This window comes from Pseudocoprococcus catus (assembly GCF_019734885.1).
Lineage (GTDB): Bacteria > Bacillota > Clostridia > Lachnospirales > Lachnospiraceae > Coprococcus_A > Coprococcus_A catus.
Window position 1 is genome coordinate 38302 of the sequence record NZ_JAAXCM010000049.1, and the last position, 14406, is coordinate 52707.

The 14406-nt window shown below is 44.0% G+C and carries 15 protein-coding genes; 9 read left to right on the plus strand and 6 right to left on the minus strand.

The window, feature by feature from the left end; genetic code table 11:
* Window positions 1-29 precede the first annotated feature (29 nt).
* The 4 genes from HED67_RS17135 to HED67_RS14140 form a co-directional block, all read right to left on the minus strand.
* Window positions 30-1982, minus strand: coding sequence for a DUF2201 family putative metallopeptidase (locus tag HED67_RS17135; protein WP_246612246.1), 1953 nt, complete (start codon window positions 1980-1982; stop codon window positions 30-32).
* Window positions 1983-2005: 23 nt separating this feature from the next.
* The gene (locus HED67_RS14130) at window positions 2006-2191 is read right to left on the minus strand and encodes a hypothetical protein (RefSeq protein ID WP_178440552.1); all 186 of its coding nucleotides are present in this window, start codon (window positions 2189-2191) and stop codon (window positions 2006-2008) included.
* Between the two features lie 249 nt (window positions 2192-2440).
* Window positions 2441-2962, minus strand: coding sequence for a FliH/SctL family protein (locus HED67_RS14135; protein WP_221718701.1), 522 nt, complete (start codon window positions 2960-2962; stop codon window positions 2441-2443).
* A gap of 8 nt (window positions 2963-2970) precedes the next feature.
* A complete protein-coding gene (locus tag HED67_RS14140) occupies window positions 2971-3369 on the minus strand; it encodes a hypothetical protein (RefSeq protein ID WP_221718702.1) in 399 nt (132 codons plus the stop codon).
* A gap of 250 nt (window positions 3370-3619) precedes the next feature.
* Here HED67_RS14140 and HED67_RS14145 point away from each other — a divergent pair, with 250 nt between their 5' ends.
* From HED67_RS14145 to HED67_RS14165, 5 genes are all read left to right on the plus strand, one after another.
* Window positions 3620-3883, plus strand: a complete 264-nt coding sequence (locus HED67_RS14145; protein ID WP_221718703.1) for a hypothetical protein — start codon at window positions 3620-3622, stop codon at window positions 3881-3883.
* A 78-nt stretch (window positions 3884-3961) separates the two neighbouring features.
* The gene (locus tag HED67_RS14150) at window positions 3962-5134 is read left to right on the plus strand and encodes an RtcB family protein (protein ID WP_221718704.1); all 1173 of its coding nucleotides are present in this window, start codon (window positions 3962-3964) and stop codon (window positions 5132-5134) included.
* Between the two features lie 48 nt (window positions 5135-5182).
* Window positions 5183-5809, plus strand: coding sequence for a metallophosphoesterase (locus HED67_RS14155; RefSeq protein WP_221718705.1), 627 nt, complete (start codon window positions 5183-5185; stop codon window positions 5807-5809).
* A gap of 36 nt (window positions 5810-5845) precedes the next feature.
* Window positions 5846-6124, plus strand: coding sequence for a hypothetical protein (locus HED67_RS14160; RefSeq protein ID WP_221718706.1), 279 nt, complete (start codon window positions 5846-5848; stop codon window positions 6122-6124).
* A gap of 53 nt (window positions 6125-6177) precedes the next feature.
* Window positions 6178-6765, plus strand: a complete 588-nt coding sequence (locus tag HED67_RS14165) for a metallophosphoesterase (RefSeq protein ID WP_117540856.1) — start codon at window positions 6178-6180, stop codon at window positions 6763-6765.
* 184 nt (window positions 6766-6949) lie between these two features.
* Here the strand turns inward: HED67_RS14165 and HED67_RS14170 are convergent, their stop codons facing one another.
* Entirely contained in the window at window positions 6950-7795 is an 846-nt protein-coding gene (locus HED67_RS14170) for an arginase (RefSeq protein WP_221718707.1), read from the minus strand.
* Window positions 7796-8025: 230 nt separating this feature from the next.
* Between HED67_RS14170 and HED67_RS14175 the strand changes: the two genes are divergently transcribed.
* The 4 genes from HED67_RS14175 (at window position 8026) to glmS (ending at window position 12864) form a co-directional block, all read left to right on the plus strand.
* Entirely contained in the window at window positions 8026-9549 is a 1524-nt protein-coding gene (locus HED67_RS14175; RefSeq protein ID WP_221718708.1) for a UDP-N-acetylmuramoyl-L-alanyl-D-glutamate--2,6-diaminopimelate ligase, read from the plus strand.
* Window positions 9550-9618: 69 nt separating this feature from the next.
* Window positions 9619-10035, plus strand: a complete 417-nt coding sequence (locus HED67_RS14180) for a stage V sporulation protein AB (protein WP_015513782.1) — start codon at window positions 9619-9621, stop codon at window positions 10033-10035.
* 141 nt (window positions 10036-10176) lie between these two features.
* Window positions 10177-10647 carry a SpoVA/SpoVAEb family sporulation membrane protein gene (locus HED67_RS14185; RefSeq protein WP_221718732.1) on the plus strand — a complete coding sequence of 157 codons (471 nt, stop codon included), beginning with the start codon at window positions 10177-10179 and terminating at the stop codon, window positions 10645-10647.
* 396 nt (window positions 10648-11043) lie between these two features.
* Entirely contained in the window at window positions 11044-12864 is a 1821-nt protein-coding gene (gene glmS, locus HED67_RS14190) for a glutamine--fructose-6-phosphate transaminase (isomerizing) (RefSeq protein ID WP_221718709.1), read from the plus strand.
* A 175-nt stretch (window positions 12865-13039) separates the two neighbouring features.
* Here glmS and aroA read toward each other — a convergent pair whose 3' ends face one another.
* A complete protein-coding gene (aroA, locus tag HED67_RS14195; RefSeq protein WP_221718710.1) occupies window positions 13040-14344 on the minus strand; it encodes a 3-phosphoshikimate 1-carboxyvinyltransferase in 1305 nt (434 codons plus the stop codon).
* Window positions 14345-14406: the final 62 nt, after the last annotated feature.

Sequence of the window (14406 nt, forward strand, 5' to 3'; positions counted from 1 at the left end):
TTTGAAGTGATATAAGACAGGCCGTCCGGTCAGCGAAGTGCTGACTGGGCGGCCTGTTTTTCTTTATTCTCCATATAAAATACCTTGCCTTTTGGCCGGAAAGGCAGTCGATTGCCATTGGGAATGAGAAAGGCATGTTTCCGTCGGATTTTTAGATTATCTTCGATATAGCCGTCTGTGATTACAAGAATCGGGCCGGAAGGTGGGAAGTCTTTGGCTTTTTCCAAAGCATCAATTCCGGGCTGAAGGATTGTGCCGCCTCTGCCGGTGATTTCTACTCTGCCTGCGATATCTTCCGGGGCCATGTATCCGGCATCGGTGGCCTCGGCATCACAGAAGATTATCCGGACAAAGGGGACGTCCTTGGCAGCAGCGTAGCTGGCAGCGGCACCCAATGCTAAGCCAATCTGTGCAGAACACATGGAGCCGGAGGTGTCGATAACAACGCCAAAAGTTCGGCTTTTCAGCTCTTTTTCATGAAGCATATAGCTTGGCCTTGGTATATTCGGTGTGGAACCCTGGCGTCTGCTTGGTCTTACATAGGTGCGATGCTTTTCCAGAGGCGGGAATTGCTCATCAAACCATCTGCCCAGCTGCACTTCCCAGGGAATAGGCGGCATGGAAAGGGCGCGGATCTCTTCAATAAGTCCGGCCGGTAGATAGCCTCTGCTGTGGGTGGTGTGATAGTCAAGTCCTTCACGCAGCGCGTTCTTGAAAAATTCATCCAGACTGATGCCTTTGTGCAGGCCTTCAAATCGGGGACTCTGATCGCCAAACAGATCGCCTTTTCCGTATCCTCTGAAAGTGGCATGCTTTTTAAATTTCCGTATTTTTTTGACAATAAGGTCATAAATGGCTTCTGCTGACATATTGTGCAGGCTTTCATCGTACAGCAGATCTTCCTCCGGCATGCTGCCGATATGCATGGCAAGGAGCCAATCATTAATGACATAATCGCAGGCAATATTCCAAAGATAGTGATCCCGACCCTGGCATCGTTCATGGTGGCAGAGTCCGGCATGCAGATATTCATGGGCGAGGACGAATTTCCATTCCTCAAGTGTCAGACAACATGACGGATTGGTATATATTTCTCCGTGTACTGCATCTACAGCAGCAATGTGTATCTCATATCTGCGGCATAAATCAATGTCTTCAATAATCTTAAAAGATGAGGCCAGGCCGCCAAGAAGCGGATAGTGAGATAAGAACCATTCAGAGGCTTTGGAAATTACGGTGTCTTTCTTTTTTGAGGCGTCGTGTCCGCCGGCATGGGAAGGGGTAAGACAGCCATAGACAAGCATTTTCAGTACGCGGCTTGAAAGTTCTCTTTTACCGGCACCGTATTCTGTCAGGGCATCACTCAGCATATGCCATGATCTTGGTGTAGAGAAAGGCTCTTCTGTTTTGGGTGCTTCGGAAAAAAGATGGTCAGGCCGCTGGATAATGTAATCAATGACCCATGGGTGAAGCTGACTGCGCTGTGCCCACTTGATCCACTGTCTTGCATCAGCCTTCATCTGAACGTGGAACATTCGGTTGATCAGGGCAGAAGACATGGTTTTGACAATGGCAGAGTCCTGAATTCGGTTTCCGGCACCAACGACAATGCTGCCTTCCGGGAGGTGATATTCGCCGATTCTTCTTTCGTGAATAAGAGAATAGAAAGCTTTCTGAACTTCCTGGGAACAGGCATTGAGTTCATCAAGAAATAAGACATAAGGCTCTTTGCGAGCAATCATTTTCGGAGGAAGAAATTCGGAAGTTTCACCTTTGATCTGCGGAATACCGATAATATCTTCCGGTGCTAGCTGACTGCCGAGAAGCGATACACAGGGCAAGCCGATTTCAGCTGCAAATTGTTCCACAAGTGCAGATTTTCCGATACCCGGTGCACCCCAGATAAATACAGGTCTGCTTGGAGCAACATTGAGCAATATTTCCAGCATGTCATCCTGTGTGACAGTAATTGGTAAATTCATAGAATCCTCTTTCTGGTGTTGTTTCAGGCAGTGATTTGACTGCGCTGTTGTTCATTATAGCGTTTCTTCTGGTTAATATGGCGGACTTTGGCTCTTGGATAATATTTGCTGCAGTGCTGACAGTAAGTCTTGTGCTCGGCAGCACGACCCTTTGAACATTCGCCGCGGCAGATATAAAATTTGCATGGTGTTTCTCTGTATTTGCTCATGGTATTTTCCTCCGGGGGCCAGTTAAGGAACAGTCTTCTGGCTGGTTAAATCTAATTGTTGCGTGCTCTTTGATTACAGAGTATAGCATGGATGAATGGAAAAAACATTGAACTGTTAGTTGAAAATGATAGAAGCTGGAAATTTGAGTGGATATTCAAGCAGGCCATCACATGTGGAAATGTGATGGCCTGCTTGGAAATGTAAGCGTTTTACAACAGTTTTATAAACTTATATTTGACTTTGAGAAATTATAGATTATGTTTTTTCAGGACATCCAGTACAAAATCTATGGATTGCTCACAGAGAGCAGCAATTTCTTCTGGTGATTTGTTTTGTGCATGATAGGAAAGAATTAGGGAAGTGAGAAGTTTGTCAGCACGTTCCTTTTCTTTAGTAATATCTTGTTCTGCTTGGCGTAAACCATTTTCAAACCCTTCTTCATAACTAATCTCTTTCTCGGAAGCAATGTGTGCGGCACTATCATATTCTTTGAATAACATATCGGTAACCTCCGCCCTGTGTTCACGTAAAATATCGGCGAGTATGTCCTTTTCAATGCATTCAGTAATTGTTTCTTCTATTGCGTCACCCAGTGAAAGTCCGTCAGAAATCTTTTGGCGAAGCGCGGCCACAAATAATGAATACTGATGGAGCAGTGGGCAGCGGTTCATGATTTTGGCGCTGTGTCCGGCATTGATATTAATCATATGAGCAGTAAATTCTGCGGATGAAACTTTAGAAGCGTTTGTTCCGGCCATGCTGTCAGTCAATTTAAGGATTACTTCATCTGCGGCTTTTTTAATCCGTTATAAAAGACATAATAGCGTGGGACTGGAATGGTCAATAACTTACTGGAATACATATCCAGACGATTCTTTTCAATAAATTTCTTTAATGCAGCACTGGTGTAAATCAAACCGCGAAGCGGCATATTCGGATTATAAGAACTCTGATGCTCAAACATGTTCAGATTCCAGTCAAGCAGGAATGATAAATCATTTTTCATTCCCATATACAGGAAATCGTTCATGGTATAGAATTCCATGGCATCAGTCTCATGATAATTACTGTCGTTGATGGCATTATAAAGCGAAAGTGCAGCGTTCTTATCATTGAAAATAAATCGGAAAAGGCTGTCCTTGTATTTACGGTTGTAATAGATATTTTCCTGCGACATTAATAGATTCTCCTTTAATTGTACTCAAAACTCACCGGTGGTGCAACTATTATATATCGATTTGAATAAACAGTTTGTCGCAACGTGTAGATGGAAAAATATTAAATTTTGATGCGGGAAATAGCGTTTTGAAAAGATGAATTTATATGTTGAATCCTATCATATGATGCTACATGATGATGGAATGACTTATAGTCTGAAATCACCTTATGAAAGGGGCCAGGGTCTTCATATGGGAATATCATTTTTTATGAAGTTAGAACGGTATAAGGCGTATTTTGAAGTTTTAAAATATTATAGTTATTTAGAAGGTGATATCAATGGAAGGAGAATTTCTCCGATAGTCGTGCCATCAAGAGACTATAGAAAATTTATGGAGGATCGTCAAATTGAATTGACGGATTGGGAGAAATCAGTATTGGTTTATAACAATCCAATTGCATCTTATGACCATAAGATGTGTTATCATGAGCATGTGTCGCCTACACGAAAAGGAAAAAGTATATATGATTGACTGCGGATGTGGTTTTAAAAGTGGTCGTTTAGGGTGTTTATGCCTGGAAACAAAAGAAGAATTTTATGTATGAGGTGTATGATGTTAATCAAAGGAAAATATACAACAGCGCAGGTTTATACAACTAAAAATGTTGAGACAGTGATTGAAGATTATGCTGCATCACAGATTCAGGCACTCTGTGATCAGCCGATAAATGAAGGATGTCAGATCGCCGTGATGCCGGATGTGCATGCGGGAATCGTTGGGACAATTGGATATACTCAGACTGTCGGCAAAGCGATCATGCCGAATGTGGTCGGGATTGATATCGGCTGCGGGATGACATTAGCACGGGTAAAAGGACGAATTAAGGATTTTCAGAAACTGGATACGGTGATAAGGGAGAAGGTTCCGGCGGGATTTGCTATAAGAGACGATGCACTTCGCATGGCTGATGAAATAGATCTTTCAGAAATGCATTGCTATAAAAATATACAGGCAGACAAAGCATATCGGTCGATTGGTACGCTGGGCGGCGGCAATCATTTTATAGAGGTGGATCAGGGAGAAGATGGAGATTTTTATCTTGTGATTCATTCCGGAAGCAGGCATCTTGGGATTGAGGTGACGAATTTTTATATCAATCAGGGTGAGAAAGTACTGAAGGAAAAAGGTTGTTCAGTTCCTCATGAGACAACATATCTTGAAGGACAGCTGATGCAGGAATATCTTGAAGATTTGCAGATTGTACAGAAGTATGCGGATATTAACAGACAGGCGATATTGGCAGAGGTTATAAAAGGAATGAAGTGGAAGGTTCAGGACACTTACAGCTGTATTCATAACTATGTGGAGTCAGCAGACACAACATTTACCGGTACACCAATCATTCGAAAAGGTGCTATTTCAGCAAAAGCAGGAGAAAAGGTGATTATTCCGGTGAATATGCAGGCAGGGATCATTCTTGGAACAGGACTGGGAAATGATGCATGGAATCAGTCGGCACCCCATGGAGCGGGACGGCTTTATAAGCGTTCAGCTGTGAAGGAGCATTTTACGGTGTCGCAGTTTAAAAAAGCAATGCAGGGGATTTATTCTACCTGTATCGATGAGGGGACACTTGATGAAGCACCATTTGCTTATCGGTGTATGGATGACATACTTGAAGTAATTGGGGAGACTGTGTGTGTCGATCAGATTATTCGGCCAATCTATAATTTTAAGGCTGGAAGAAAGAAAAAGCGAAATACTTTGAAAGATGAGAAATAGACAAATATCAGATAGATTAGCAGTCAGGCTATCAGAAAGCAGGTAAAATTGGCTGAGTATATAACAGGGGATTGTCACGGTGATTTTCAAAAGGTTGAAGTGTTTTGCAGACGGATGCAGACAACAATCGAAGATTGTATGATTATTCTTGGTGATGCGGGAATTAATTACTGTATGGATCATCGGGATACGGAGAGAAAAAAGTATTTGGCAGGGCTTCCGATTACAGTTTTTTGTGTATATGGTAATCATGAGGAAAGACCTTCTTCCATTTCTTCTTACAGGAAGAAGAAATGGAAAAATGGCACCGTTTATTTTGAGCCGGAATATCCGAATCTGATCTTTGCGAAAGACGGTGAAATCTATGAATTTTCAGGCAAAAAGGTATTGGTTATTGGTGGTGCCGGCAGTCCGGATAAGGCCTATCGAATGATGACCGGTCTGCCGTGGTTTGAAGATGAACAGCCGAATGAATCAATCAAAAATTATACGGAGCAGCAAATAGTAGAAAGCCGTTGGAAAGTAGATTATGTGTTGTCTCATACATGTCCGCTGGTGTATAGGCCTGAAAAATCATTATATACTTTATCAGACCCCAAATCGATAGACTTATCAACAGAAAGATGGCTGGAAACACTTGCGGCAAACCTGCAGTATGAGCGATGGTATTTTTGACATTATCATGATAATCGGGTTTATGTGGATGCAGAAATGCTTTACGATGCGATTAAGCTGCTTGGATTGAAAGAAACGCTTCAGAAACAGGGAAGGCCGGAATATCGAAAAGATGAGGCGGTTATTTTTTCAACGAAGATCAATGGCATGGAAGTCGATGGATATGGTACAATTAAGCAAGTACATGCTTATGGAACAAAAATGATGGACCGGGAAGTTACCTATGATATTTATGGGATCAAAAGCGGCGGTGCCGGGGCAAAGGAATTGTTTGAGAACATAGCGGAATCGCAGTTGATGTCTGCGATTTTATAGACGATTGACTAAAATTAAGAACAGATGAGATTTTGAGAGAGGAGTGACAGGCAATGAAGTATTATATCAGTGATTTACATTTATTTCATGAAAACGCCATTGCCTTTGATCCTCGGCCATTTGCGTCATTGCAGGAAATGCATGATACGATTTTAAAGAACTGGAATGACCGTGTGACCAATGGGGATATGGTATATATTTTAGGTGATGTGAGCATGCGCGGCAAAAAGGAAGAGCTGATTGCATTCGTGGCTCAGTTAAAAGGGCGTAAAGTGTTGATCAAGGGGAATCATGATGACGTTTCTGATTACCGTTATCAGCAGTTGTTTCATGAAATCTGCGATTATAAAGAAATGCATGACACGATTGGTAAGGAGCATTATAGTCTGGTTTTGAGCCATTATCCGATTTTCAGTTGGAGGAACATGGGACGAGGAAGAATTCTCCTGTATGGGCATACCCATGAGAGTGAGGAAGACAGGTTTTATCAGAAGTGTCTGTCCGAGATGAGGGCGAATGACTGCCGGCATGTCTATGAAGCGGAAGAATTAAGAGCCTATAACGTTGGATGTATGCGGGATTATATGAATTATACGCCGAGAACGTTGGAAGAAATTCTGAATTCAAGGAGTAAGGTGTAAAGAATGATTTATTTAATAACAATGGAAGGAATCTATCCATTCCGGCAGGCAGTCTTTACATGAAAAGTGAAGATGTTTTGTACGAGATTAAAAAGATCCAGCAGGAAGAGGCATTTGTGAGATGAACAAAGGGGCGTATCATTGTGATACGCCCCTTTACTGTATCAAAAAGATTCAATAGATTTTACAATCCCTGCACATGTTCCACCAGTCTGGATACAAATCCAGCCGTAATATCATCCTTGTCCAGTTCATGATTAAATTCAACGATATCCATCGCCTGAACCGGCAGCCGTGTCAGCAGCTCATCCATCATCAGGAAGACGTCGTCTTCATTGAAACCTTCCGGAACGGGAACGGAGACGCCAGGCATCAGTTTCGGATCCATGGAATCAATATCGAAGCTGACATGAACAGCCGGGCAGTGGCTGAGATAGTCAATACTTTCGTTCAGACAGTTCTGAAGACCGTGTTCCATAATATAATCCCATTTATAATAACGAATATGGTGTTCTTTGAGAATTTCTGCTTCCGGCGGATCAATGTCACGCAGGCCAAGCATAACAATGTTGCCTGATTTTAACTTGATGCTGTCATCCAGAAAATGTGTCAGGGAAGGTTCACCAAGTCCCAGGAGTGCAGCCACCGGCATTCCGTGAATATTGCCGGTAACCGTTGTCTTGTCAGTGTTGATATCCGGGTGCGCATCAATCCAGATCAGCCCGGTTTCGCCTTTGGTATAAACGGATGTAGCGGATACAGAACCCATGGCGGCACTGTGATCTCCGGCAATCATCAGAGGGCGATGCCCAGATGTTAGAATATGGTAACCTTGCTTGGCAATGCCTTCGCAGGTAGCGCATACACTTTCGAGATTCTTCAGATTGGCACGGAAAGGTCCCTTACACGTGATTTCTGGAACTTTATTCATTTGAAGATTTTTAAAATTTTCTGTTAAATAGTCGATACTTTTGATTAATCCCTTTGCACCGACGCCGTAGTGGGTCGGACAGCCGTATAATTCAAACATGATTGCCTCCAATAAATCAATGTCTGTGATCGAATGAGATATCAGACATTTCTTAAGTTTACTGCACTATAACACGGGTCAACTGGTCTGTCAATTTAATGGAATAAAGCCTATAGGACATGAAATGCATAAAAAAATGTATAAATATGGAAATATACACTTACATTGGAAGTGAGTCAAACATCATCCTGAAACATAATATAGTATAACCCCATTTTTGGAGTTATGTCATGATTTTGAAAGCATTGTTTGAAGGGATTCCGGCAGTATTGTGTCAGGGCAGCTGGGATACTGATATAGCATCCATTGCAATGTGTTCGAAAGAGGTAACAAATAACAGCCTGTTCATCTGCATTAAGGGTATGGAGCAGGATGGCCATCAATATATTCAAGAAGCAGCAGAGAGAGGAGCAGCAGCATGCCTGGTTGAAGAGGCTTTCTGGAAGAAGTCGGCATCCATGCATGGAAATCTGAAGCAGCCTGAGAAAAAGACATCCGCATATGGGAAACTGAAGCTGCCTGAGCAAATGACGATTGTATCTGTGCAAAATACGCGAGAAGCAGCAGCCTGGGCGGCAGCTGCTTTTTATCGTTATCCGTCAAAGGAATTAAAAGTGATCGGGATTACCGGCACAAAGGGAAAAACATCCACAACGTTTATGATCCGGGATATTCTGGAAGCCGCCGGGTATAAAACGGGCCTTCTGGGCACAATAGATTATGAGATTGGTGAAGAGAAAAAACGGGCGGAGCGGACAACACCGGAGGCGATTGATGTTCAGCGTTATCTGAGAAAAATGGCAGACAGCGGATGCCGTTTTGCAGTGATGGAAGTCTCTTCTCAAGGATTAAAACTTCACCGCTCGGATGGCATTTTATTTGATATGGGGGTTTTTACGAATCTTGGAAGAGATCATATCGGCCCGAAAGAACATAAAGATATGGCGGAATATGCGCATTATAAAAGTCTACTGTTTCAAAAGTGCTGCTTTGGGATCGGCAACATAGATGATCCCTATTATAGGGAAATATTTAAAGATGCCTCATGTCAGGTTTGTACCTATAGCTGTAGGCAAAAAGCGGATGTTCAGGCTTCAGATATAATGTTAGTCAACCGTAACGGACAATTGGGTACATTTTTTAAAGTCAATGGGGAAGAATATGCAGTATCAGCACCGGGGGAGTTTTCTGTTTATAATGCAGTGGCGGCAATCACCGTATGCAGACACTATGGTATTGATCAGGAGATTATCCGAAAAGCACTGAAGACAATCAGTGTTCCCGGAAGGGTGGAAGTTATTGACAATGACAGGGGATATCTGCTTCTGATCGATTATGCCCATAATGCCATGAGTCTGAAAAATATACTGGAGACGATGCGCCGGTATCATCCTAGACAACTGTGGGTTCTTTTCGGATGCGGCGGAGGCAGATCAGCAGCAAGGCGCAGAGAGATGGGCCGTGTGGCAGGAAAATATGCAGACTTTACAGTGATTACATCGGATAATCCAAGATATGAGGAACCGGAGCGGATTATGCAGACAATTGAGGAGGGAATGAAGGAAACAAAGGGACAATATCAAATGATGGTTGATCGTAAAGAAGCCATGCGGTTTATGCTGGCACAGGGACGGCCGGGAGATATTTTGATCCTGGCGGGAAAGGGCCATGAACAGTATCAGGAGATCAAAGGAGACTATTTGCCGTTCAATGAAAGAAAAATTGCGCAGGAAATCCTGGCGGATCTTGACTAATACATCATTTTCGAAATAACGATGTATTTAGAAGGCTGCAGAAAAAGTTTTAATGGAGGAACAGAGAAAATGAAGGCATTGATTTTATGGGGGATCGGTATGTCGGGCGGAATCGCAGTGGCGGCGGGATTATTTACCTTCCTTGTAATTACGGGAATTCCCCATCGGTTAATGACGATCACTCACACGACGGCCTATGGCGGATGGTATGAATGGATGTTTGTGCTGGGTGGTGCGCTTGGTAATGCAGTCTGGCTGACAGATACAGCAGTAAAAATACCGGCAGGGATGTTTCTGGCAGGTGCAGCAGGCCTTTTGGTCGGGATATTTATCGGGTGTCTGATCGGAGCGATTGCAGAGGTGCTGGATGCGTTGCCGGTGTTTTTCAAAAGAATCGGTATCCGTCAGGGCATCGGTGTCGTCATTTTCTGGATGGCCGTCGGCAAAACACTGGGGGCCTGGATGTGGTATTTTATATTGACATAAATGCCAGTATAAAATAGAAGCAGGTATAGATTGAAGAATATGGAGGCGGGATACTGATTGATCAGAAGAAAGGTGTGAATGAAACAGATGGAAAGTGAAAAGCAGACAAAAAATGAAAAACAAACAAAAGGTGAAAAACGGATGGAAGATGAAAAACAGGCTGCCAGGAAGAGGCGGGATAAACGATATAATGATTACGTGAAACAGGTAACACCGAAACATAACTGCCTTTTAAATATGCTGAAAGCATTTGTTAGCGGAGGCTTCATTTGCGCCATCGGGCAGATGTTTTCGGATTGGTACGGCAGTATGGGACTTATGAAGGATGAGGTGTCAGGATATACAACGCTGTCGTTAATATTGATCAGTGTGATCCTGACATGTCTGAACTGGGTGGGGCCCATCACAAAATTTGCCGGTGCGGGCTATCTGGTGCCGATTACAGGCTTTGCCAATTCGGTGGCAGCATGTGCACTGGAATTTAAAGCTGAAGGAGAAGTTTTTGGTGTGGGCTGCAAGATATTTACCATTGCAGGCCCGGTGATCCTGTACGGCATTGTCACCAGCTGGGTACTGGGAGCAATTTATTGGGTGGTGCAGATGTTTGCTTAGGATAATATCAGGGAAGTGCGCCGCAATCAGGTCTGCAGATGAAGAGAAAACTGTCAGGTCTGCAGATGAAGAGAAAACTTGACAAAACAGCTGACTTGTTATAGTATACAAAAGAAACTTTGATAACTGAATAGATGGATTCACCATAATTTTTTCTTTAAGCGCCATGTACCGGAGTGATCCGGTTAACGAGGAGAAGGGTGATCGAAGATTCGGCGGATGCCCTTTCGCACATCCCGGTGCGGATATATTGACAAATATGCAGGCAACTGCAAAACAAAACAATATAACGGGAACTGATGAGATCAGATAGTGAAGCATCAAAGATGATTATGAGACGTATGAGGCTGGCAAAACAGCTGAGTACATGAATATATAGATTAGTGAGGAAAAATTATGTGTGGAATAGTAGGTTATACAGGTAAACAGAGTGTTGCAAAGCAGATTCTGGATGCATTGGAACTGCTGGAGTATCGTGGTTATGACAGTGCCGGTATGGCAATTGTTGATGAGATAAACGGTCAGGTGCAGATCCGCAAGCGTGCCGGAAGAGTAGCAGACCTTGAAAAGGTATGGAAGGCTAATCCGGTGAATGGTATTTGCGGTATTGGTCATACACGTTGGGCAACCCATGGCGGTGTCAGCGATGTGAATGCACATCCGCATCGTGCAGGACGTGTCACATTGGTTCACAATGGTATTATTGAGAATTATGAAGAGCTGAAGGATCATTTTGGCCTGGCGGATGAACTGATTTCTGATACAGACAGTGAAGTTGTTGCTGCGGTATTGAACCGTTTTTATACAGGTGATCCGCACGAAGCACTTTTCCAGACAGTGAAATGCCTAAAAGGTACTTTTGCCCTTGTGGTTATTTTTGATGATATCCCGGATGTGATTTTTGCTATCCGTAATGTCAGCCCAATCGTTGCCGCTTATCGTGAAGACGGTACCATGCTGGCATCTGATGTGGCTGCTCTTGGCGGTCAGGCAACAAGCTATATGGTAGTTCCTGAATATCACGTCGTTGAACTGCATACAGATGACATCCGTGTTTATAATATGAAGAATGAACTTTGCGAGGCAGAATTCCTGGATATTGACTGGGATACAACAAGAGCAGGCAAAGGCAACTATCCATTCTATATGGAGAAAGAAATCATGGAACAGCCGGAAGCAATCAAGGCAACACTGGCACCTAGATATGTGGATGGACGCATTTCTCTGGAAGCAGACGGTGTGCCGGATGATGTTCTGAAGAACTGTGAACGTGTCTGCGTGGTAGCATGCGGTACAGCAATGCATGCCGGTCTGGTTGCACAGTCTCTGGTACGTTCAATCCTTCGTATGCATATGGATGTGGAATACGCATCTGAGTTTATGTATATGGATCCTGTCATTGATGACAAGACACTGGTTCTGGCAATTTCCCAGTCCGGTGAAACCATTGACACACTGGAAGCGCTGAAGTATGCAAGAAGCCAGGGTGCGAAGAGTATTGCAGTGATCAATGTAAAGGGTTCTTCTATCGCCCGTGAAAGTGATTATGTTATGTACACCTATGCAGGACCTGAGATTGCTGTTGCAAGTACAAAGGCTTATACAACTCAGATCGCTGCATTATTTGCATTGATCGGCCGTATGGCAGTTGTGCGCGGTGCCTTTAATGAAGAACAGGAGAAATCCTTTGTTGATGCATTGATGCAGGCTCCGGACGCCATTCAGAAGGTATTGGACAGAAAAGAAGAGATGCATCACATTGCCAGAGGCCTTCTGGAAGCCAAAGATGCTTTCATGCTGGGACGCGGTCTTGATTATGCTATCCTTCTTGAAGGTGCATTGAAGCTGAAGGAAGTTTCTTATATTCATACAGAAGCTTATGCATCCGGTGAATTAAAGCATGGTACAATTGCACTGATTACAGAGAAGACACCGGTTGTTGCTCTTGTGACACAGGAACGTGTCCGCGATAAGGAGCTTTCTAACATCAGAGAGGTTCAGTCCCGTGGTGCAAGTGTTGTGGTACTGGTGAAGGATAGTATTGATCTGGCAGATGCAGATTATACACATGTGTTCACACTTCCTGCCATGGATGATGTGGCAATGGCATTCCCTGCCTCAGCAGCACTGCAGCTGCTGGCATATTATGTATCCATGGACAGAGGTCTGGATGTTGATAAGCCAAGAAACCTGGCAAAAGTTGTTACAGTAGAATAAAGTGTTTAGAGCCCGGCATACCGGCCAATGGTTTGCCTTTCGGCTTGAAATCAATTTTGTATGGTGAATCTGTCTTATGTCGAAGTAAATATGTCAAAGTAAATAAAAGGAAGCGATCAGAATCTGCGGATTTTGGTCGCTTCCTTTTTGGTTGGATGATAAATGTGTGCAAAAATTATTTCAGATAGTTTTGACAGATCGCATCCAGTACGTCAAAATAATTTTCAAATGTTTTCCGGCAGCAAAGCGGGTTGCTGATGATGATACCCGGTGTGCGAAGTCCTGTTAGTGAGAAGGCCATGGCCACACGGTGGTCATCATAGGTTTCAATGGTGGCCACATGCGGGGTGCCGGGTTCAATATAGATATCATTGCCTTGAATTGCTGCATGGATACCCATTCGGGAAAGATTTTCCACGATCGCAGCCATGCGGTCACTTTCCTGAAGACGGATATGGCCGATGCCGCGGATAAAAGTCGGACTGTCGGCAAATGGCGCAATAGCAGCCATGGTCAAAGCCTGGTCGGAAAAGCTGCTCATATCGATATCGATGCCGTGGAGTCTGCCCTGTGCAGGACCGGTCAGACGGATACCTTCCGGTGTATCCTCAGCACTGCAGCCCATTTCCTCGAAGGTGCGAAGCAGTGCAATATCTCCCTGCAGGGAATCAAAGTGAACGTGTCGGACAAGGACATTGCCGCCGGAGAGGACAGCCATGCCGTAGAAATAGGCGGCAGCTGATACATCCGGTTCAATCTGATAATTCTGTGACTGATAAGCGGCATTTCCCGGGATTCGCCATGTCTGATCGTCAGAAACAGAAATTTCGACACCAAACTGACGCATCATGGCGGTGGTCATATGAATATAGGAAAAACCATGATTGCCGGTGATATGAATGGCAAAATCATGATCCATCATCACAGCGGCCATGAGAAGGGCACTTAAGAACTGACTGCTGTCGCCGATATCTACAGTGGCCTCTGAAGCGGTGATACCTTCTGAATAGATGGTAAAAGGAAAATAACCTTCCTTTTCATGGCAGTCAATGCGGCAGCCCAGATCTGTTAAAGTGTTTAAAAGGGCAGCCATGGGACGCTTCTTCATCTGTTCGGAAGCATCCAGATGCCAGATACCTTTGGCACAGCCCAACATGGCTGTCAGGAAACGGGCAGCGGTTCCGGCACTTCCAACATTGATAGCGGCTGTTTCTTTCGGTATGCGGCCGCCAAGACCTGTGACGCGAACGGTATGAGCCGGTTCATCAACCACGACATCAAAACCAAGATCCTTTAAACACTGCAGGAAGTGCCTGGAATCGTCACTGAACAGGGCGCCTTTCAGCAGCGTTTCACCATTGGCAAGGGCAGCCAGCATCAGAGCGCGGTTGGTAATGCTTTTGGAACCCGGCGCATCGATGGTCAGCTCAAAAGGATGTGTCGGATGGCTAAAAATCGGTTGTACTTCATATATATTCATGGGAATCCTCCTGGATCATTTTAATAGGATAGTTCAGAACGGTGATGACCGGCGCTGAACAG